The sequence below is a fragment of the Blautia sp. Marseille-P2398 genome, from assembly GCF_964240315.1.
GTDB classification, from domain to species: Bacteria; Bacillota; Clostridia; order Lachnospirales; family Lachnospiraceae; genus Blautia_A; species Blautia_A wexlerae.
Genome location: NZ_CAXSTD010000002.1, coordinates 51,420 through 71,786, shown reverse-complemented (window position 1 = coordinate 71,786; position 20,367 = coordinate 51,420). Strand labels below are relative to the sequence as shown.

The 20,367-nt window shown below is 44.5% G+C and carries 20 protein-coding genes; 19 read left to right on the top strand and 1 reads right to left on the bottom strand.

What is annotated here, in order from left to right:
* The first annotated feature begins 13 nt into the window (after positions 1-13).
* From rfbC to ACESZG_RS02930, 11 genes are all read left to right on the top strand, one after another.
* A complete protein-coding gene (gene rfbC / locus ACESZG_RS02980; protein ID WP_008704436.1) occupies positions 14-622 on the top strand; it encodes a dTDP-4-dehydrorhamnose 3,5-epimerase in 609 nt (202 codons plus the stop codon).
* Between the two features lie 138 nt (positions 623-760).
* Positions 761-940, top strand: a complete 180-nt coding sequence (locus tag ACESZG_RS02975; protein ID WP_020993809.1) for a helix-turn-helix domain-containing protein — start codon at positions 761-763, stop codon at positions 938-940.
* A 460-nt stretch (positions 941-1,400) separates the two neighbouring features.
* Positions 1,401-2,303, top strand: coding sequence for a sugar phosphate nucleotidyltransferase (locus ACESZG_RS02970; RefSeq protein ID WP_055058523.1), 903 nt, complete (start codon positions 1,401-1,403; stop codon positions 2,301-2,303).
* Positions 2,304-2,306: 3 nt separating this feature from the next.
* Positions 2,307-2,921, top strand: a complete 615-nt coding sequence (locus ACESZG_RS02965; RefSeq protein WP_081026514.1) for a VanZ family protein — start codon at positions 2,307-2,309, stop codon at positions 2,919-2,921.
* A 220-nt stretch (positions 2,922-3,141) separates the two neighbouring features.
* Positions 3,142-6,087, top strand: coding sequence for an L-fucokinase (locus ACESZG_RS02960; protein WP_055058522.1), 2,946 nt, complete (start codon positions 3,142-3,144; stop codon positions 6,085-6,087).
* A gap of 22 nt (positions 6,088-6,109) precedes the next feature.
* Entirely contained in the window at positions 6,110-6,985 is an 876-nt protein-coding gene (locus tag ACESZG_RS02955) for an AraC family transcriptional regulator (RefSeq protein ID WP_055058521.1), read from the top strand.
* Between the two features lie 164 nt (positions 6,986-7,149).
* Positions 7,150-8,202, top strand: coding sequence for a GDP-mannose 4,6-dehydratase (gene gmd / locus ACESZG_RS02950; protein WP_008704427.1), 1,053 nt, complete (start codon positions 7,150-7,152; stop codon positions 8,200-8,202).
* Positions 8,203-8,223: 21 nt separating this feature from the next.
* Positions 8,224-9,165: a GDP-L-fucose synthase gene (locus tag ACESZG_RS02945; RefSeq protein ID WP_334309805.1), complete on the top strand. Its 942-nt coding sequence runs from the start codon at positions 8,224-8,226 to the stop codon at positions 9,163-9,165.
* 24 nt (positions 9,166-9,189) lie between these two features.
* Positions 9,190-10,506, top strand: a complete 1,317-nt coding sequence (locus tag ACESZG_RS02940; protein WP_329287838.1) for a sugar phosphate nucleotidyltransferase — start codon at positions 9,190-9,192, stop codon at positions 10,504-10,506.
* Positions 10,507-10,564: 58 nt separating this feature from the next.
* Positions 10,565-11,551 (top strand): type I phosphomannose isomerase catalytic subunit, encoded by a 987-nt coding sequence (locus ACESZG_RS02935; protein ID WP_227567168.1) that lies wholly within the window; start codon positions 10,565-10,567, stop codon positions 11,549-11,551.
* A gap of 41 nt (positions 11,552-11,592) precedes the next feature.
* Positions 11,593-13,266 (top strand): phospho-sugar mutase, encoded by a 1,674-nt coding sequence (locus ACESZG_RS02930; protein ID WP_373217514.1) that lies wholly within the window; start codon positions 11,593-11,595, stop codon positions 13,264-13,266.
* A 54-nt stretch (positions 13,267-13,320) separates the two neighbouring features.
* Here ACESZG_RS02930 and ACESZG_RS02925 read toward each other — a convergent pair whose 3' ends face one another.
* Positions 13,321-13,611, bottom strand: coding sequence for a hypothetical protein (locus ACESZG_RS02925; protein WP_195981338.1), 291 nt, complete (start codon positions 13,609-13,611; stop codon positions 13,321-13,323).
* Between the two features lie 143 nt (positions 13,612-13,754).
* Here ACESZG_RS02925 and ACESZG_RS02920 point away from each other — a divergent pair, with 143 nt between their 5' ends.
* The 8 genes from ACESZG_RS02920 to ACESZG_RS02885 all read left to right on the top strand — a co-directional run bounded on the left by ACESZG_RS02920 (position 13,755) and on the right by ACESZG_RS02885 (position 20,189).
* Positions 13,755-14,027, top strand: coding sequence for a helix-turn-helix domain-containing protein (locus tag ACESZG_RS02920; RefSeq protein WP_055052913.1), 273 nt, complete (start codon positions 13,755-13,757; stop codon positions 14,025-14,027).
* The gene (locus tag ACESZG_RS02915) at positions 14,024-14,296 is read left to right on the top strand and encodes a hypothetical protein (protein ID WP_055052912.1); all 273 of its coding nucleotides are present in this window, start codon (positions 14,024-14,026) and stop codon (positions 14,294-14,296) included. The genes ACESZG_RS02920 and ACESZG_RS02915 overlap by 4 nt, the downstream gene beginning before the upstream one ends.
* On the top strand, positions 14,289-14,510 hold the full coding sequence (locus tag ACESZG_RS02910) for a hypothetical protein (protein WP_081016990.1): 222 nt from the start codon (positions 14,289-14,291) through the stop codon (positions 14,508-14,510). Before ACESZG_RS02915 ends, ACESZG_RS02910 begins: the two co-directional genes overlap by 8 nt.
* A 1-nt stretch (position 14,511) precedes the next feature.
* A complete protein-coding gene (locus tag ACESZG_RS02905) occupies positions 14,512-14,796 on the top strand; it encodes a DUF4160 domain-containing protein (RefSeq protein ID WP_055052910.1) in 285 nt (94 codons plus the stop codon).
* 687 nt (positions 14,797-15,483) lie between these two features.
* The gene (locus ACESZG_RS02900) at positions 15,484-16,635 is read left to right on the top strand and encodes a site-specific integrase (protein ID WP_055058515.1); all 1,152 of its coding nucleotides are present in this window, start codon (positions 15,484-15,486) and stop codon (positions 16,633-16,635) included.
* A 107-nt stretch (positions 16,636-16,742) separates the two neighbouring features.
* Complete coding sequence (locus ACESZG_RS02895; RefSeq protein ID WP_173741929.1) at positions 16,743-17,255, top strand: hypothetical protein; 513 nt, start codon at positions 16,743-16,745, stop codon at positions 17,253-17,255.
* A 164-nt stretch (positions 17,256-17,419) separates the two neighbouring features.
* The gene (locus tag ACESZG_RS02890) at positions 17,420-18,874 is read left to right on the top strand and encodes a sugar transferase (protein WP_173680975.1); all 1,455 of its coding nucleotides are present in this window, start codon (positions 17,420-17,422) and stop codon (positions 18,872-18,874) included.
* 184 nt (positions 18,875-19,058) lie between these two features.
* A complete protein-coding gene (locus ACESZG_RS02885; protein WP_373217509.1) occupies positions 19,059-20,189 on the top strand; it encodes a glycosyltransferase family 4 protein in 1,131 nt (376 codons plus the stop codon).
* Positions 20,190-20,367: the final 178 nt, after the last annotated feature.

Genomic DNA, 20,367 nt, shown 5'->3' with positions numbered 1-20,367 from the left:
GGAGATAGAAGAAATGGGACAGATTAAAGTTGAGAAAAATGTAGGTGGCATTGAGGGGCTTTGCGTGATTGAGCCTGCTGTTCATGGTGATGCCCGTGGCTATTTTATGGAAACCTACAACGAAAAAGACATGAAGGAAGCTGGCATCGACATTCATTTTGTACAGGATAATCAGTCCATGTCCACGAAGGGCGTGCTGCGCGGTTTGCATTTCCAGAAGCAGTATCCGCAGTGCAAGCTGGTACGCGCTGTGCGCGGAACTGTGTTTGATGTCGCTGTTGATCTTAGAAGCAATTCCGAAACTTATGGTAAGTGGTATGGTGTGACTTTGTCTGCTGAGAATAAGAAGCAGTTCCTCATTCCGGAGGGATTTGCACACGGTTTCCTTGTTCTGAGCGATGAAGCAGAGTTCTGCTATAAGGTTAATGACTTCTGGCATCCGAACGATGAAGGTGGTATGGCTTGGAACGACCCGGAGATTGGTATTGAATGGCCGGAACTGAAGGGTGAGTACAAGGGAAGCGCAAGTGCAGAAGGCTACACGCTGAAAGATGGTACTGCGCTGAATCTGAGTGATAAGGATCAGAAGTGGCTTGGATTGAAAGATACTTTTAAATTCTGATTAGAAGGCTGTGTGAGAAATCGTACGGTAGCTGCTCAGAAATGCACACTGCGACTGGTGAGCAGTAGGTGATGTTTATCAAAGGATAAGCGGCTAAGATGTAGAAGCAGATATCATAATAAAAGGAATATTATATAAATGAGTGAGGCAATAGGAACACGGGAATTTGCAGAGAAATTTGGCGTTACTCCGGCCACGGTATCAAAGTGGTGCAGGGAAGGTAAAATTCCAAACTGCAATCAAGATGGAAAAGAATCACCGTGGCATATTCCAAAGGATGCCGTTCCACCAGTTGGATATAAGCGAAGGAAAAAGTGATATTGGAAAGGAGCAGCTTATAGATCAAGAACTATTTAATCCACAATCTTCTTACGTAAGCTCCTCCCGAATCATTTACACCCCATCAACCTTTGCCCGGACATCCTTGCTCCATCTGCAGGAGGTCGGCTCTTTGCAGGCTGTTCATCCACATATATCCCAGAGATCGGATCTGGTGTCTTTCCTGTGTTTCGTTGTCTTGTCTGGCGAGGGGCAGACCTATCAGCTGAGCGAGGGAGACTGAGGGCATGCGGTGTCAGATACTATGAAATACTGATAAAATGAGTGAACATATCCTAAAAGCTTCCTAAAGAAAGTATAATATGAATTTTTAGTGGGTGCTTGAGTCGGAACCTATGAATATAGCTGGTCGGAACAAATAATCATAAGATAAATATACGAATCTGTATGTGTTAAGGGATACCCAGTTAAAGCAATGTAAGCACAGTAAGGAGAGATTATGAAAACAACATTACTTATCATGGCGGCCGGAATCGGCAGCCGATTTGGAACAGGAATAAAGCAGTTGGAACCGGTCGATGATACTGACCATATCATCATGGACTACTCAATCCATGATGCGATTGAGGTTGGATTCAACCATGTAGTATTTATCATCCGTAAGGATATTGAGAAGGAGTTTAAAGATGTTATTGGTGATCGTATTGCTTCTGTCTGCTCCGCTCATGATGTAACTGTAGACTATGTTTTCCAGGATATTAAGGATATTCCGGGAACTTTACCGGAAGGTCGTACAAAGCCGTGGGGAACCGGACAGGCTGTACTTGCTGCAAAGAAGGTTATCAAGACTCCCTTTATTGTGATCAATGCGGACGATTACTATGGCAGGGAAGGCTTCAAGGCTGTTCATGAGTATCTGATGAATGGTGGCAAGTCCTGCATGGCAGGCTTTGTGCTGAGTAACACTCTGTCTGATAACGGCGGTGTGACTCGTGGTATCTGCAAGATGGATGAGAATGGAAACTTGACTGAGATTGTAGAAACTAAGAATATCGTGAAGACTGCAGATGGCGCAGAAGCAGGCGGAGTGTCTGTTGATGTGAATTCTCTGGTTTCTATGAACATGTGGGGGCTGACACCGGGATTCCTGGATGTGCTGGAGAACGGATTTAAGGAGTTCTTCGATAAAGAAGTACCGAGCAATCCGCTAAAGGCTGAGTATCTGATTCCTGTCTTCATCGGTGAGCTGTTGGAGCAGGGAAAGATGTCAGTGAAGGTTCTGAAAACCAACGATACCTGGTACGGTATGACCTATCACGAAGATGTCGCATCTGTGAAAGACAGCTTCAGGAAGATGCAGGAGAATGGTGTGTACAAAGCTGATCTGTTCAGTGATCTGTAAAAAATGATGAAAGAAACAATTGATTTACTCGGAAAGATCCTCACTAACATCCTGACTGCTCTCTACGAGCCGTTTGGTTTTTCACTCCTGCTTTCATTCCTTGCTATGTTTTTCTATCTATATGCTTATAAACCAATCGAAGCAGGAAAAGGCTGGAAGAATGCTATGGTGACATGGTACAGGGAGTTCAAAGAGAGTATATTCTTCAGAAAATTGTTTTTCTTAGCCTTTGTAACTTCCCTTATTCTGTTCCGGACATTATTGAATCGAAACCTGTGGATGAACCCGTTGTCTAATATTATGGGTGGCTGGGGCATCTGGGAGATCGTAAATGGAGAGCAGCAACTTACCACGGAGTGCATTGAGAATGTGATTATGATGGTTCCGTTTTCTGCAGTAGTGATGTGGACATTTCATGGCAAAGCAGGCAATGGTTGGAATAATATATTGTGGCTAAGTGGGAAGATAGCGTTTGGCTTTTCGTTGATGATAGAGATGTTGCAACTGCTATTACGGCTCGGCACATTCCAATTATCAGACATCTTCTATAACACAGTTGGTGGAGTGCTTGGAGGTATGTGCTACTGGGGAATAATAAAAATTAAGAAAGGTCTGTAAAAGAAAAAACTTCATGGTGTACTGGGAGAGGTTAAACGGTATGTTTGGTTATACATGGGGCAGACACTATGAAATATCTTGATTTACGCTCTCTTTTGATCCACTTTTACACTGAATATTGCCTCATTATCATTTCCATAAGCAGCTGGCAAGACATCATTTCGTTTGATAGAAAACAGCCTTGACTTGTGAAAAATCTATACCCAAGGAGGACTCCCAAATGACAAACTTAAATTCCCTTTTCCTGTCCCAGGCCTACAATGACTGCTGGGACGATTACAACAGATCTTTAAAACTCCGCAGCTTCCCACGTTGGGACTATGTGATCCTGACTGCTTCCAATGAACAGCAGGCAGAAGGCTTCCGTAAACAGATTGCGGACAGGCAGAACTTCCTGCCGAGAGGCACGAAGTTTATTGCCATCCCGGACCGTGATGGCAGGCGTGTCGGATCCGGCGGGGCTACGCTGGAGGTTCTGAGATATCTTCATGAACAGGAAGAATCTTTTGACAGCCTTCGTGTGCTGGTGATTCATTCCGGCGGGGACAGTAAGCGTGTTCCTCAGTATTCTGCGCTGGGTAAGCTTTTTTCGCCGGTGCCTCATGAATTACCCAATGGACGCAGTTCCACTTTATTTGATGAATTCATGATATGCATGAGTTCTGTTCCTTCACGGATTCGTGAAGGGATGGTGTTGCTGTCGGGAGATGTACTGCTTTTATTTAATCCTCTTCAGATTGACTACAACAATGTGGGTGCAGCTGCCATATCCTTTAAGGAAAACGTAGAGACCGGCAAGAACCATGGTGTTTATCTGAATGGACCGGACGGAAATGTGAAGTGCTGTCTGCAGAAGAAATCTGTGGAGGTCCTGCGGGAAGCAGGAGCAGTCAATGAATCCGGTTGTGTGGATATTGATACCGGGGCACTGATCTTTAGTACTGACATTATGAAATCTTTATATTCACTGATTGAAACAGACGCGGACTATGACAGAAATGTCAATGAGAGAACGCGTCTTTCTCTTTACGCTGATTTTCTTTATCCTCTGGCTTCGGATTCTACGCTGGAGGATTTTTACAGGGAGAAGCCAGAGGGTGAATTCTGTCCGGAACTGACGGCTGCCAGAACCCGTGTGTGGGAGGTGCTGCGTCCCTACAGGATGAAGCTTCTGCGTCTGGCACCTGCGAAGTTTATTCATTTTGGAACGACCAGGGAGATACTGGAGCTGATGAACGGAGGTGTGGATGAGTACCATTATCTGGGATGGAACCGGAAAGTGGGCAGCAGTATCCGTAGTGATGTGTCTGGCTATAACAGTGTACTGAGCAGCAGGGCATCTGTTGGGAAAGACTGTTATCTGGAGGTTTCTTATGTGCATGGAAATTCCAGGATTGGCAGCCACAGTGTGCTCTCTTACATAGATGTGCAGGATCAGGTTATTCCTGATAATGTTGTCCTTCATGGGCTGAAGCAGAGAAACGGAAAATTTATTGTTCGTATTTTTGGCGTAAATGATAATCCTAAGGAGAACCGGCTGTTTGGCAGGGATCTGGATGAACTGGAAGATACACTTGGAGTGAGATTCTGGGAGGAGAACGGACAGGCACATACCTTGTGGTCTGCTGCGCTGTATCAGGAGGCAGATACGATCCGGGAGGCAACAGATGCGGCACTGGAACTTTATGAGATTGTCACAGGAGGGAAAGATTTTGACAGATCTTTATGGACTGCAGTTTCCCACAAGTCTCTTTGCGCCGGATTTAATGAGGCGGATCCGGATGCTATCATAGCGTGGAATAAGCGGATGGCAGATCTGGTAACTATGGACGGGATTGCAAAGGCAATCAGAGATCAGGTTCCTGCAGGGAGTATAAGAAAGCTGCAGTCTCTGACAAAGATTCAGAAGGAATGGCTGAGAAAGCGTCTGAGAAAAGCAGATTTCGGTGAAAAAATGCGTCTGCATTATTATTTGGGAGTGATCCTTGAGGATGAGAATGAGGTGCAGGAATGTTTCCGCATTATTCAGTCGGAGGTTCTGGAAGCGACAATCAAAAGTCTTGCTTATAATGAACAGGCAAGGATTGTTACAGATCGTCATACAGTCAGGCTGCCGCTCCGTGTGAACTGGGGAGGTGGCTGGAGTGATACGCCGCCCTATTGTAATGAAAAGGGCGGGACTGTATTAAATGCCGCTATTCTTTTGAACGGGGAGAAGCCGGTAGAGGTGACACTGGAGAGGATTCCTGAGCAGAAGGTTGTTTTTGACAGCCGGGATATGGATGTTCATGGAGAGTTTGACACGATTGAGCCTTTGCAGGCCACAGGTGACCCTTATGATCCTTTTGCCCTGCAGAAGGCCTGCCTTCTTGCCTGCGGAATAATTCCCAGGGAGGGACATACTCTGGGTGAAATACTGGAACGCCTTGGCAGTGGTTTTGTTATGCATTCTGAGGTAACAAATGTCCCCAAAGGTTCCGGTCTTGGCACCTCATCTATTCTTTCGGCAGCCTGTGTGAAGGCAGTGTTTGAATTTATGGGAATCGCATATACAGAAGAAGATTTATATGCCCATGTACTGGCAATGGAACAGATCATGTCTACAGGAGGAGGATGGCAGGATCAGGTCGGAGGCATTACGCCTGGTCTTAAATATATAACCTCCATGCCTGGGCTTCAACAGCAGCTTCAGGTAGCACATATAGAGCTTTCACCGCAGACAAAGAAGGAGCTGGATGAAAGATTTGTCCTGATCTATACAGGGCAGAGGCGTCTGGCGAGAAATCTTCTCCGTGATGTGGTGGGACGCTATGTGGGTAATGAACCGGACAGTCTGTTTGCGTTGGAGGAGATCCAGAAAACAGCAGCACTGATGCGCTTTGAACTGGAGCGTGGAAACGTAGACGGTTTTGCAAAGCTTCTGGATTATCACTGGGAACTGAGTAAGAAAATAGATGCCGGAAGCAGTAACACTTTGATTGAGCAGATTTTCAGCAGTATTGAGGAGCTGGTGGACGGAAAGCTGGTATGTGGTGCCGGTGGCGGTGGTTTCCTTCAGGTGATACTGAAAAAGGGTGTGACAAGGCAGATGGTAGAAGAACGTCTGAAAGAAGTATTTATGGACAGCCTCGTTGGCGTAGCTGACTGTAATCTTGTATGGGAATAGAAATTCCGAAGGAAAAGATCAGATGAAAGATTTATTTGTTAATACACAATTACCGGTTGTCACCTCTGACAGGATTTTATATACACCGTCAAATTTTGCTAGGACTTCTTTACTGTATCTGCAGGAGATTGGCTCTCTGCAGGTACATAAGCCTCACAGCACAGGGCGCAGTAACCTGTCCTCTTATTTGTTTTTTACAGTGACAGATGGCGAGGGTGAGCTCATCTGTGAAGGCAGAACTTATTCTCTTCGTACAGGAGACTGTGTGTTTATTGACTGCAGAAAACAGTATGCACACAGTAGTTCGGAGAAGCTGTGGAGTTTATCCTGGATACATTTCTATGGTCCGAATATGACAGCAATTTATGACAAGTATTTAGAGCGGGGTGGAAGAGTAGTCTTCCACCCCGTTTCTGTTTCCGGGTTTCTGGAAATCTGTCACAGGATTTATGAACTGGCAGATTCCGATGATTACATTCGGGATATGAAGATAAACAGTGAGCTGAATTATCTGCTGACGCTTCTGATGAATGAGTCCTGGCACCCGGGAGAAAAACACAGAGATGCAGATCTGAAAAAACAGAATGTACTTCCTGTAAAGCAGTACCTGGATGAGCATTATCAGGAGAAAATAAGCCTGGATTTTCTGGCAGAGCATTTTTTTATCAGTAAATACTATCTGACCCGCGTGTTCAGGGAGCAGTTTGGTGTCAGTATCAGCAGCTACCTGATGAACAGGAGAGTCACGAAGGCAAAATATATGCTCCGCTTTTCCAACGAAAAGATAAAGACCATCGGCTATAAATGCGGTCTGGGGGAGCCTCATTATTTCAGCCGGGTTTTCAGACAGATGGAAGGCATGAGCCCTTTAGAGTACAGAGAGAAGTGGGAGAAGTGAGAAAAGAGAGCAAGATAATGTAAGAAAACAGGGAGAAAGGGCAATATCGTGAATTCAGGCTTTCCGGATTTTTTACTAAAATAAATGCAGTAACTGTGGAGGTATTGAACAGTTGCTATTGATCAAAACAGAAAGTAAATCAAAAGGAAAGTTGAGGTTAATATATGTCTAAGGTTGCATTGATTACCGGTATTACCGGTCAGGATGGTTCCTATCTGGCTGAATTTTTACTGGAGAAGGGTTACGAGGTTCACGGTATTGTACGTCGTGCTTCCATTTCAAATACTGCCCGTATCGATCATCTGATCGAAAAAAATGTGATTAAACTTCATGACGGAGATCTGTCTGATTCTTCAGGACTGATCCGTCTGGTGGGAGAGATCAGACCGGATGAAATTTACAATCTGGCTGCCCAGAGCCATGTGCAGGTATCCTTTGATGCGCCGGAATATTCCGGTGATGTGGATGCACTGGGTGTCCTGCGTGTGCTGGAAGCTGTCCGTGTCTGCGGTCTGACAAAGACCTGTAAGGTATATCAGGCATCTACCTCTGAACTGTATGGCAAGGTAGAAGAGGTTCCGCAGAAAGAAACCACACCGTTTCATCCATATTCCCCTTACGCTGTGGCAAAGCAGTATGGCTTCTGGATGGTGAAGGAATACCGTGATGCTTATGGAATGTTCGCTGTTAACGGTATTCTGTTCAATCATGAGTCTGAGCGTCGTGGTGAAAATTTCGTTACCCGTAAGATCACACTGGCTGCAGGACGCATTGCAGAAGGTCTGCAGGATCATCTGGAACTGGGCAATATGGATTCCCTGCGTGACTGGGGCTATGCCAAAGATTATGTTGAGTGTATGTGGCTGATCATGCAGCAGGAGAAACCGGAGGATTTTGTCATTGCGACCGGTGTACAGCACACTGTCCGCGATTTCACTGAGAAGGCATTTGCAGCTAACGGTATGACCATCCGTTGGGAAGGTACCGGCATTGATGAGAAGGGTTACGATGCAGCTACCGGCAAGATGTTGGTATGCGTAAATCCCCAGTGGTTCCGGCCGACTGATGTGGACAATCTGTGGGGCGATCCGACTAAGGCGAAGACGGTTTTGGGATGGAATCCACAGAAGACGAGCTACGAAGAACTGGTGGAGATTATGGCAAAGAATGACCGTGAGCTTGCAAAGCGCGAGAAGGCCATGAAGGCTGTTATGTAAGAAAGAAGGCATACGATTATGATGGAAAAAAATGCAAAAATTTATGTTGCAGGTCATCGCGGAATGGTAGGCTCTGCCATTGTACGTGAGCTGCAGCGTCAGGGATATACGAATATTCTGACACGTACTCATAAGGAGCTGGATCTGACCCGTCAGGATGCAGTGGAGAAGTTTTTCGCTGCAGAAAAGCCGGAGTATGTGTTTCTCGCAGCTGCCAAAGTAGGCGGCATTGTGGCAAACCAGAATGCACTGGCTGATTTCATGTATGATAATATGATTTTGGAAATGAATGTGATTCACTCTGCATGGAAGAACGGCTGCAGGAAGCTGGAATTCTTAGGTTCTTCCTGTATTTATCCGCGTATGGCACCCCAGCCGATGAAGGAAAGCTGTCTGCTGACTTCTGAACTGGAGAAAACCAATGAGGCATATGCACTGGCAAAGATTTCCGGGTTAAAGTACTGTGAGTTTCTGAACCGCCAGTATGGCACAGACTATATTTCCGTAATGCCGACAAATCTGTACGGTCCAAATGACAACTATCATCCTACACACAGTCATGTGCTTCCGGCGCTGATCCGCCGTTTCCATGAGGCGAAGGAGAGCGGTGCTGCAAGTGTAACCTGCTGGGGGGATGGTTCTCCGCTGCGTGAGTTTCTGTATGTGGATGACCTGGCAAATCTGTGTGTGTTCCTGATGAACAACTACTCAGGTAACGAGACTGTCAATGCCGGTACCGGTAAGGAACTGACTATTAAGGAGCTGACTGAGCTGGTTGCGAAGGTTGTAGGCTATGACGGTGAGATTAAATGGGATCCTGATAAGCCAAACGGCACACCGCGTAAGCTTCTGGATGTTTCCAAGGCAACGAACCTTGGCTGGACGTATAAAACCGAGCTTGAGGATGGCATACGCCTTGCGTATGAGGACTTCCTGAATAATCCCATGCGCGCTGAACGCTGATCTTATTTTTGCGAGGAGAAGATTATGAATATCATTTTGTTGTCCGGCGGTTCCGGCAAGCGTCTGTGGCCCCTTTCCAATGACATCCGTTCCAAACAGTTTATCAAGATTTTCAAAAAGGAGGACGGCACCTATGAGTCCATGGTGCAGCGTGTCTACCGACAGATCAAGAAGGTGGACACAGATGCGACCGTGACCATTGCTATCGGTAAGACACAGGTTTCTGCAATCCACAACCAGCTGGGTGAGGACGTGGGAATCAGCGTAGAGCCGTACCGTCGTGATACATTTCCGGCAATTGCGCTGGCAACAGCTTATCTGGTGGATGTGATGCATGTTGCCCCGTCTGAGTCTGTGGTAGTCTGCCCGGTTGACCCCTATGTGGAGGATGGTTACTTTGAAGCACTGAAGGAACTGTCAGAGCAGGCAGACAAGTGCGAGGCAAATCTGGTGCTGATGGGCATTGAACCGACTTATCCTAGTGAGAAATACGGTTATATCATCCCAGAGAGTACAGACCATGTAGCTGAGGTAAGGACCTTTAGGGAGAAACCGACAGCGGACGTGGCAGAACAGTATATTGCACAGGGAGCACTCTGGAATGGTGGTGTGTTTGCTTATAAACTGGGTTATGTGATGGATAAAGCCCATGAGCTGATGGATTTTACAGACTATCAGGATTTGTTCGACAAGTACGATACCATGAAGAAGATTTCTTTCGACTATGCTGTGGCAGAGCATGAGCCGAAGATTCAGGTTGTCCGTTTTGCCGGTATGTGGAAAGACCTTGGTACATGGAATACGCTGACTGAGGCAATGGACGAAAGTATTATTGGTAAGGGAGAGTTGAACGACAAGTGCTCCGGAGTCCATATCATCAATGAAATGGATGTGCCGGTACTGGCAATGGGTTTGCATGATGTGGTGATTTCCGCATCACCGGAAGGCATTCTGGTCTCGGATAAAGAGCAGAGTTCTTACATTAAGCCGTTTGTAGATAAGTTTGAACAGCAGATTATGTTTGCTGAGAAGTCCTGGGGCAGTTTTAAGGTGGTCGATGTGGAAACCACATCCCTGACGATTAAGGTAACCTTAAATCCCGGCCACAGTATGAATTACCACAGCCACAAGAACCGGGATGAGGTGTGGATAGTCATATCCGGTGAAGGAAAAACCATCGTGGATGGTATGGAGCAGATGGTAAAGCCAGGTGACGTTATAACTATGTCCGCAGGCTGCCGTCATACTGTGATAGCTGATACGGAACTGAAGCTGATTGAGGTACAGCTGGGCGCGGATATCAACGTCCACGATAAGCAGAAGTTTGAGCTGGAGCAGTAAATAAGATAGAAAATACGACTGGTAAGAAAGACAGAAATGGTGATCAATGGACGTATGCATGGAAAGAAGAAATGAACCCCTTTTGCTCCGCCCGGCAGGTAAGGATTACCTGTGGGGTGGAAAAAGGCTGAATGATGAATATGGGAAGAATATTGAGTTGTCTCCGTTGGCAGAAACATGGGAATGTTCCACGCATCCGGATGGGGTAAGTACTGTGTGTTGTGGAACGTTTGACAAAATGGAGCTGACTGCGGTCATAAAAGCCCACCCGGAGTATCTGGGAGAACGGCATAAGGGCGAAACAACGCTGCCAATCCTGGTGAAGCTGATCGATGCAAGAAAGGATCTGTCTGTGCAGGTGCATCCGGATGATGACTATGCAAAGATGAAGGAACATGGTCAGCTTGGAAAAACGGAGATGTGGTATGTGCTGGATGCAGCCAGGGATGCAAAACTGATCTACGGTTTGCGGCAGGACTGCACAAAGAAAGAAATGCAAAAGGCACTGGCAGAAGGTACGGTGATGAAGTATCTGCAGAAGGTACCTATTCACAAGGATGACCTGTTTTTTATCCCTGCAGGCACGATCCATGCCATTGGGGCAGGTGCGCTCGTGGCAGAAATCCAGGAAAGCTCGAACCTGACCTATCGGCTGTATGATTACGACCGCATAGGAAAGGATGGGAAGAAAAGGGAACTGCATATCGACAAGGCGTTGGATGTGGCAGATCTTCACGGCAGTGCAGAGCCGAGACAGCCGCTGCGGGTTCTGAAGTACCGTCCGGGGATGGCATCGGAGCTATTGATACGCTGCAAATATTTTGAAGTATACCGGATGCTTATCAATACAGAACGCCGACAGACGGTGCATTACCGTGCGGACAGGATGGCATTTCGGGTATTACTGTGCATGGATGGCTGTGGCACGATATCCTATGATGAGGGAACTGTTAATTTTTATAAGGGAGACTGTGTGTTTGTGCCGGCGGATTCAGAAGTCCTTACGATTCACGGACAGGCGCAGTTCCTTGATATCAGAGGATAAAATACAGAACTCCAGGGTATGGGGAAAGACAGGTAGGTAAGATGAAGATTAAGAAGGAATATGAAAGATGGCTGGCAAATGCAGTGGCAGATACGGATGTTGCTGCGGAACTGAAGGCAATGGACTATGTGGAAGTCGAAGATGCGTTTTATCGTGATCTGGCATTTGGAACAGGAGGTCTGCGCGGTGTGATCGGTGCAGGAACAAACCGTATGAACATTTACACAGTTGCAAAGGCTTCTCAGGGATTAGCAGACTATTTGAAGAAACATTTTAAAGAACCTTCTGTTGCAATCGGCTACGACAGCCGTATCAAGAGCGATGTGTTTGCAAAAGTCGCAGCAGGGGTGTTTGCAGCAAATGGTGTCAGTGTCAATATCTGGCCTGTCCTGATGCCGGTACCGACCGTATCTTTTGCGACTCGCTATCTGCATACTTCTGCAGGTGTCATGGTGACAGCTTCCCACAATCCCGGCAAATACAATGGTTACAAGGTCTATGGTGCTGACGGCTGTCAGATCACGACCGAAGCAGCGGTGGAGATTCTTGCTGAGATTGAAAAACTTGACATCTTTGCGGACGTTAAGACCAGCAACTTTGAAGCAGGCGTGGCAAACGGCAGCATCCGGTATATTCCGGACGAGGTTTACACCGCATTTGTAGAGCAGGTCAAGAGTCAGTCAGTCTTGTTTGGCGAGAACGTCAACAAGAATGTAGCCATCGTGTACAGCCCGCTGAATGGTACGGGGTTGAAGCCAGTGACCCGCACCCTGCAGGAGATGGGTTACACTAACATTACGGTGGTCAAGGAGCAGGAGCAGCCAGACGGACACTTTCCGACCTGTCCTTACCCGAATCCTGAGATCAAGGAAGCAATGGCACTGGGCATGGAGTATGCCAGGAAGTGCAACGCTGACCTGCTGTTGGCAACTGACCCGGATTGTGACCGTGTGGGTATTGCTGTCAAGAATAGGGCTGGGGAGTATGAGCTGCTGACCGGCAACCAGACAGGTATGCTGTTGCTGGATTACATTTGCAGTCAGCGCATCAAGCACGGTAAGATGCCTGCCGACCCGGTCATGATCAAGACTATCGTGACGATGGATATGGGCGAGCAGATTGCCGCCCATTACGGACTGCGTACTGTCAACGTGTTGACCGGCTTTAAGTTCATCGGCGAGCAGATTGGCAAGCTGGAACAGCTGGGGAAAGCAGACAGTTATGTGTTCGGCTTCGAAGAAAGCTATGGTTATCTGACCGGCTCTTACGTCCGCGACAAGGACGGCGTGGATGGTGCGTATATGATCTGTGAGATGTTCAGTTACTATGCCACCCAGGGCATCAGCCTGTTGGACAGGCTGGATGAACTGTATAAGATATATGGTTACTGCCTGAACACCCTGCACAGCTATGAGTTCGATGGCAGCGCCGGTTTTGCCAGGATGCAGAGCATTATGCAGGCATTCCGCGGTGGCATTAAGGAGTTTGGCGGCAAGAAGGTTGTCAGGCTGCTGGATTATGTACAGGGACTGGATGGACTGCCCAAGTCTGATGTGCTCAAGTTCCTGTTGGAGAATAACTGCTCTCTGGTGGTACGTCCTTCTGGTACCGAACCCAAGCTGAAAATTTATATTTCTGTCAGTGCTGAGAATAAAGAAATGGCAGAGGAAGTAGAAGATGAGATTGCTAAAACTGCAGAAAAGTGGATTTGTTGATTTTGAAAGGCTCCGTAAGGAGCCTTTCGGTGATAATTGGAGAAAAGTATACTGTTAATGTTTGAGAAGTAACGACAGTACACGAGGTCGTGCTCCTCTTTCGTATCGAAATCCAAGTGCGTGACGTATAATTTCCGGTAAATATAATTTTTCTCCATCGCGTGTCAGATAACCTGACTGAATCATAGATTTCTCTTCAGAAGCGGTAAGAGCATCTTCTTCCAAATTCATGGGAAGTGTCTTTTTTTCAGAGTTTTGTTCCTTTTTTAATTCTTCATTTAAATGGGCAAAAGAATCTAATGAGAAATTGACAGATTTTACAAATAATTGTTCCCAAAAACTCATCCAGTCAAGTTCTTTGACTGCATTGGAATTCAAATCAATAGTATTATCAATGTAATCCGGTTTATAAATATAGGATCTAAGCAAAGAAAATTGTGTTGACTCTGCGCCAATATTGACGTATAATTGGCACAGGAGGAGTTGACATGGTTAAGATAAAAGAGTGGAGACAAGGACTGGGAATTACCCAAAAAGCTCTTGCTGATGCAGCAGGGCTGGATCTTCGCTGGGTTCAGAAATTGGAAGCCGGTGATATTGATATTCAAAACGTTACAGTAAAGAGATTTTCTCTTCTCATGAAAGGAATCAGCGAACTCTCCCAGCAGGTTTCGTGTCCATGTTCAATGAAATCAGATATAGAAACAGTGAATGAAATCCATGAAATGGTGGACAGACTTTTTAAGGAGGATTCAGCATGACTGGTGAAGCTACTCTTAGCAATGAGAAAAATTATACAGTATTTCGTTTTGGTAATCATGTGATTCGCTTTGCTGCACCGTATTCTTTGGAGCATTACACGGAAGTGAAAGAGTGGGATAACGGCTACTTGGTAGTGATGGCGAAGTATAAGCAGAATGCTGAACCGGAAGAAGAATACATTGATCTTGTACCGATTCTTCAAAATCTTTATTTTGATGCTGATAAATTTCTAGAACCAATAAAAGGAGTGAAGGTTGCAAATGGCTGATATTAAACAGGTCGCGGATGCGGCGGACATGATTGTGAACGGCTATGCGTTCACACGATGCACAGAGGGCTATCGCGTGTTGAATCTGAATCGCCCAGATCGTGCGGCAGTGTTTTCAAAAGATGGTAAGGTACTTGAAACAAGCATGGATGACATTGAAGTGCGTATTGCTGGAGATTATCTGGAGAAGAACCGTAAGTTTATGGAGGATTAAGATGCCGAAGTATTATGAATATAAAATTGCAGGATACTATTTGTACTTCACATCTTACTGTGTGATTGAGTGTATGCACGTTCATGCGAGTGACCGTAAATTAACCGAGGCAGGTTCGGCAAAGTTTTTTGTAAAAGACAACGGCGATACTGTGCTGCAGAATCGTGGTATTCTCAATGATAGAGAAATCAGAAAGATACAGGAGTTTATCAAACAGAACTATCAGGAAATGTACTTGAAGTGGTCAGAGTATAGCCATGAAGGCTACTATGGAAAAAACAATTAAGTATCGCAACATTGGCATCTTTTATATCTCCTTTCCTTATCATACTTATATTGCAATACGTATTTATACGTATGTCAATTGCTTCGTATGTTTCTCGTATTGTATATTGTGGTCTGATGGGAAGGCAATATGTGGTGTGCTTTGTTTACGACGGGCTATCTGACACAGACAGGAAAGAAAAGCCAGTATGTCAGGAGAAGGATAGTATTAACCCTGCCGGTTTCAAACTGACAGGGTATTTTTTTGTCCATTTTCAGAACAAAAACCTTGAAAAAGAATAAAAAATCTGTTAAAATAAGAACAATAAGTTCTGTAAATTAAAAATACGAATAAATCAATACAAACAGGGAATAATAATCATAGACGTATTCCTTTATTTTTTACATCGGAAAAGCCCAAAACGTTCTTCCTGAAATCGTAGATTATCACACTCTGCGAACTAATTATTTCGGATTCAATAATTTTCGACTACGGATAATTTTACATAATGTGACACATCTTGTCAATATTAATAAAGAAATTTGCTAAATTCTATGCTGTTTTACCAAAGCATACTTATATTATCATTCGTTTTTATGAAAGTTTTAATGAGGTTCATCCTTTAATTCGCCATATGGAGCTAAATGGCTTAGCTTATTCACCGTAAACAAAACCGTCACACGGAAATTGAAAGGAGAACCAGAAATTATGCCACGAAAAGGTGAAAACATTTACAAACGAAAAGATGGACGCTGGGAAGGAAGATATATTAAAGCACGATCACAGACCGGGAAAGCTGTTTATGGATATGTATATGCTCCCACCTATAAGGAAGCAAAAAGAAAGCGCAGTCAGGCTGTTCTTAATATAGAAGCGAACCCGACTGTTCCCCGCAAAGCTCCCGAAAATACAATACCACCATGCTTTATCAGAAAACTGGCAGATGACTGGATGAATTCCATACAGTCTCAGATCAAGAAGTCCTCTTACGTCAAATACTACAACATACTTCATTCTTATATTCTTCCGGAATTTGATAATGTTCCATTAAGTGAACTCACTTCATCCCGGATCCAAAAATTCTGTGATGACCTTCTTACACATGGCAGCTCATCCGGAGAGGGACTCTCACCAAAGACGGTTCTAGACATTCTGTCTCTGATGAGAAGTCTGCTCAGATATGCCCAGATTCATGGACATCAGCCACCAAGTACCGGAAAGGAGATCATCATCCGCCAGACTGCACCGGATACAGTCGTAATCCCACGTTCCTCACAGGAAGTTCTCTGTCGATATCTCTATGCTAATATGTCAGAACGCAATCTTGGGATTTTGTTGTGTCTTTTTACAGGAATGCGTGTAGGCGAGATCTGCGCACTGAAATGGGAGGATTTTTCATTTCAGGAAAAATCTGTTCATGTCCACAACACAATGCAGCGGCTGCAGATTCCGGATTCTACTGCACAGAAAACCCGTATCATGGTCACATCACCCAAAAGCAAATGTTCTATCCGTACAATTCCAATTCCAGACAGTCTGATCCAGCTCATTCAGAAGGAATTTCCCAACAGACAGGGATATGTCCTTGCCGCTGTAAATGAAAAATACATCGAACCCCGCACCATGCAGAAATATTTCCATTATGTACAGAAACAGTGTGGTCTGGTTCCTGTGAATTTCCATGCACTGAGACACACATTTGCCACACGCTGTATTGAACTCGGCTTTGATGTCAAGAGCCTGAGCGAGATTCTTGGACACGCCACTGTAAACATCACCCTGAACCGATACGTACATCCCTCCATGGAACTCAAACAACAAAATATGCAAAAGCTTTCCAGCCTTTTAGCAGTCATATAATCTGGTCAAAAACCCCGAAGCTCCTGTAATAACATGAGTTTCGGGGTTTTTGACTCCCAGAGTGTGATACTCTGCGGCTTCAGTTGGAAAATGAGGTGACCTCCGCCATGTTATTCGTGTACGAATGTACGGGAAATATTATCACAGACTTTAAGAAATTTTACGACACCCAATTGTCAGAACAGGATAAGAAAAAAATTTTCATCCCCACCTATGACTGCATGAAGAGATACCAGGGTTCCTGGCATGTAGAGCAGAAACCACTGTTTACAGACTGCTTCTTCATAGAATGCAGGAACAAAGAGGAACTGAAAACCACACTGAGCAGACAGCACTGCTCAGACTCTCTGGCAGAAGCTGTCATGTCCGGCATAACACCCTTACGTCCGGAACAGGAAGAATTCCTGAAAGCACTGATGCAGCCGGATACAAAGACAATCTCAATGTCAACAGGCTACATCAAAGACGGCACAACCCATGTGACACAGGGACCCCTTCAGGGAAGAGAGAAATTTATCCGCAGAATTGACAGACATAAACGCCTTGCGTGGCTGGTACTCCCGGCGGGAGATGGACAGCAGGAACTGCGCACAGGTCTGGAAATTATTTCAAAAGGGTGATGCACAAATATGAAGATGAGAAAGAGAAATATGACAAATATAAATAAAGAATAAAAAAGCCGGAACATAAAAGACTGCGGCTTATTTGGTTTGTCCGAAGATATCAGACCAGATTGAAGATGCTTTAAAAAAAGAAAAAAGAAGGAGAAGATGAGGAAGAGCGTATGTATAGGAAAAAGTCAAGAGGATGGTATAAACACAAGGATTTCATACTTATAGATTTAATATGCTTATTCTTGTCCTTACTAATTGCACATCTGATTCGAAATGGTTCTGTTCAGAGTCTGTTCAGAGCGGGAATTTACCGCAATATGATAAGCTTCGTAATATTGGCGGATTTATTTCTAATCATTATTTTTGAATCTTACAAAGGAGTTCTGAGAAGGGGGCATTATCAGGAATTACATTCTGTTATCCGGCAGATGATTCTGCTGGAACTGGCAAGTGGTCTGTATCTGTTCACTGTCAGTGATGGACATAGTTTCTCAAGAACTGTTCTGTATCTAATGGGAGTATTTTATGTATTCCTTTCCTATGGCACAAGAATAGCATGGAAGAAACATCTGATCCATAAAATGGCAGAAGGTGGAGAGCATTCGTTATACATTGTAACGAACTATGATCAGGCAGCAAAAGTAATCCAGAATGTAAAAGAACACAATTACAATCGATATAACATCAATGGTCTGATAATCGTTGATAAAAATGCAGTCGGCAGGAAGATTTCAGGAATTCCTGTAGTAGCAGAACTGGAGAATGCAGCATCCTATATCTGCCAGCAATGGGTAGACGAAGTCTTTGTAAATATAGATGAATCTTACTCATATCCGGATGAACTGATACAGGAATTGCTGGAGATGGGAATGGTAGTTCATGTAAATCTGGCAAAAGTGAAAAGTACTTCGGGACAGAAACAGTTTGTAGAAACAGTAGGCGGATATACGGTTCTGACAACCACTATGAACTATGCTACAGACAGACAGGCATTTGCCAAAAGAGCACTGGATATTCTGGGAGGACTTGTAGGATGTTTCCTTACAGGAATTATTTTTATTTTTGTAGCACCGGCTATTTACATCAGTTCGCCAGGTCCGATCTTCTTTTCACAGACACGAATTGGTCAGAATGGAAAACCATTTAAGATGTATAAATTTCGAAGCATGTACATGGATGCCGAAGAACGCAAAGCAGAACTTATGGCACAGAATAAAATGAGCGACGGGCGTATGTTCAAGCTTGACTTTGACCCACGTGTGATTGGAAACAAAATCCTTCCGGACGGAAGCAGAAAAACAGGAATAGGAGAATTTATCAGAAAAACATCCCTCGATGAATTCCCACAGTTCTGGAATGTATTAAATGGAACCATGAGCCTGGTAGGTACCAGACCGATATTACAGGACGAATTACTGAAATATGAACTGCATCACAGAGCCAGAATCGCCATCAAACCAGGAATTACCGGTATGTGGCAGGTAAGCGGTCGAAGTGATATCACAGATTTTGAAGAAGTCGTGCGACTGGATACAGAATATATCAGCAACTGGAATTTTGGATTGGATATAAAGATTTTGTTTAAGACAGTGATGACGGTTCTGAAGAGGGAAGGGTCGGTGTAGGAGGATTCAACGGATGTTTTATGAAGTAGAAAACATGACTGCTGGGTTAGTTGGATACGACATCATAAGAAAACACTTGGCCGTGTAAGCGGCAAGAGGAATTAGAAAGAAAAACTATCTGTGAAGAGCAGATGTGTACATAGATATAAAGGAGCAGAGGGGACAATATTGGTTGGAGAATATTATGAAAGATAGATTTGCAGTGTCCATGTTCGGACAAAAACGACTGTCCCGAGAGGGTGGGATAGAGATTGTTGTAAAAGAACTGTGCACCAGAATGGCACGAGATGGATGTCAGGTTACCTGTTACAACAGATCTGGTCATCACGTGAGTGGTGCAGAGTATGACAATAAAATTGAATATGATGGAATCCGACAGAAATTTGTTCCAACCATTGAAAGAAAAGGTCTTGCAGCGGTGAGTTCCTCTTTCTTTGCGGCTTTGTACAGTGCTTTTGGAAAATATGATGTGGTTCATATCCATGCAGAAGGTCCGGCTTTTTTCTCATGGCTACCTAAGATGTTTGGAAAGAGGGTTGTGGTTACCATTCATGGTATAGACTGGCAACGGGAAAAATGGAAGTCAGGATTTGGCTCTAAATTCATCCGGCAGGGTGAAAAGAATGCTGTAAAGTATGCAGATGAAATCATTGTTCTGAGTAAAGGTGTTCAGGATTATTTCAGAGATACCTATGGCAGGGAGACACATTTCATTCCGAATGGTGTGAACAGACCAAAAACCAGAGAAGCTGGTTTAATAACAGAAAAATTTGGACTGACGAAAGATTCCTACATATTATTTCTTGGTCGACTGGTACCGGAAAAAGGTATCCGGTATTTGGTTGAAGCGTTCAAGGATGTCAAAACAGATAAAAAATTGGTTATTGCTGGTGGCTCTAGTGATACGGATTCTTTTATGATGGAACTGAAAGAGCTGGCAAAGGATGATAATAGAATCATTTTTACCGGATTTGTTCAGGGGCAGATGCTTGATGAATTATATAGCAATGCGTATATCTACACATTACCTTCTGATCTGGAGGGAATGCCGTTGAGCCTGCTAGAAGCTATGAGTTATGGCAATTGCTGTTTGGTTTCTGATATTCCAGAGTGCGCTGAGGTTGTGGAAGATAAGGCATTGATTTTCAAAAAATCGGATGTGGATGAACTTAGAGAAAAGTTACAACATGCCTGTGATTATCCAGAAAAAGTTAAGGAGATGAAAGCGCAGGCAGCTGACTTTATCTGCAAAAAATACAACTGGGATGCTGTTATAAATGAAACGATGAAACTGTATAGGAAAAATGATAAATGAGAGTATTGATAATAAATAATCTCCTCTAACCGAACGCAGGTAGTGAGATGTACATAGTGAAAACGTTGTGAAAATAGCGTATTTACGGAACTTTTTGAGAGATGAGTAGAGCTGCGAGAGCAGTTTTAATCTCGCTACCTCAGTTCAGTAACAGCAGATGATTTTATCATAAGAACTT

Excerpts from the sequence above, each read along its gene's own strand:
- ACESZG_RS02965 (WP_081026514.1), top strand. The coding sequence starts at position 2,307 with ATGATGAAAGAAACAATTGATTTACTCGGAAAGATCCTCACTAACATC.
- ACESZG_RS02920 (WP_055052913.1), top strand. The coding sequence starts at position 13,755 with ATGGTTAAGATAAAAGAGTGGAGACAAGGACTGGGAATTACCCAAAAA.
- ACESZG_RS02940 (WP_329287838.1), top strand. The coding sequence starts at position 9,190 with ATGAATATCATTTTGTTGTCCGGCGGTTCCGGCAAGCGTCTGTGGCCC.
- ACESZG_RS02885 (WP_373217509.1), top strand. The coding sequence starts at position 19,059 with ATGAAAGATAGATTTGCAGTGTCCATGTTCGGACAAAAACGACTGTCC.
- ACESZG_RS02960 (WP_055058522.1), top strand. The coding sequence starts at position 3,142 with ATGACAAACTTAAATTCCCTTTTCCTGTCCCAGGCCTACAATGACTGC.
- ACESZG_RS02900 (WP_055058515.1), top strand. The coding sequence starts at position 15,484 with ATGCCACGAAAAGGTGAAAACATTTACAAACGAAAAGATGGACGCTGG.
- ACESZG_RS02930 (WP_373217514.1), top strand. The coding sequence starts at position 11,593 with ATGAAGATTAAGAAGGAATATGAAAGATGGCTGGCAAATGCAGTGGCA.
- ACESZG_RS02975 (WP_020993809.1), top strand. The coding sequence starts at position 761 with ATGAGTGAGGCAATAGGAACACGGGAATTTGCAGAGAAATTTGGCGTT.
- ACESZG_RS02945 (WP_334309805.1), top strand. The coding sequence starts at position 8,224 with ATGGAAAAAAATGCAAAAATTTATGTTGCAGGTCATCGCGGAATGGTA.
- ACESZG_RS02905 (WP_055052910.1), top strand. The coding sequence starts at position 14,512 with ATGCCGAAGTATTATGAATATAAAATTGCAGGATACTATTTGTACTTC.
- ACESZG_RS02910 (WP_081016990.1), top strand. The coding sequence starts at position 14,289 with ATGGCTGATATTAAACAGGTCGCGGATGCGGCGGACATGATTGTGAAC.
- ACESZG_RS02915 (WP_055052912.1), top strand. The coding sequence starts at position 14,024 with ATGACTGGTGAAGCTACTCTTAGCAATGAGAAAAATTATACAGTATTT.
- gmd (WP_008704427.1), top strand. The coding sequence starts at position 7,150 with ATGTCTAAGGTTGCATTGATTACCGGTATTACCGGTCAGGATGGTTCC.
- ACESZG_RS02935 (WP_227567168.1), top strand. The coding sequence starts at position 10,565 with ATGGAAAGAAGAAATGAACCCCTTTTGCTCCGCCCGGCAGGTAAGGAT.
- ACESZG_RS02890 (WP_173680975.1), top strand. The coding sequence starts at position 17,420 with ATGTATAGGAAAAAGTCAAGAGGATGGTATAAACACAAGGATTTCATA.
- ACESZG_RS02955 (WP_055058521.1), top strand. The coding sequence starts at position 6,110 with ATGAAAGATTTATTTGTTAATACACAATTACCGGTTGTCACCTCTGAC.
- ACESZG_RS02970 (WP_055058523.1), top strand. The coding sequence starts at position 1,401 with ATGAAAACAACATTACTTATCATGGCGGCCGGAATCGGCAGCCGATTT.
- rfbC (WP_008704436.1), top strand. The coding sequence starts at position 14 with ATGGGACAGATTAAAGTTGAGAAAAATGTAGGTGGCATTGAGGGGCTT.
- ACESZG_RS02925 (WP_195981338.1), bottom strand. The coding sequence starts at position 13,611 with ATGAGTTTTTGGGAACAATTATTTGTAAAATCTGTCAATTTCTCATTA.
- ACESZG_RS02895 (WP_173741929.1), top strand. The coding sequence starts at position 16,743 with ATGTTATTCGTGTACGAATGTACGGGAAATATTATCACAGACTTTAAG.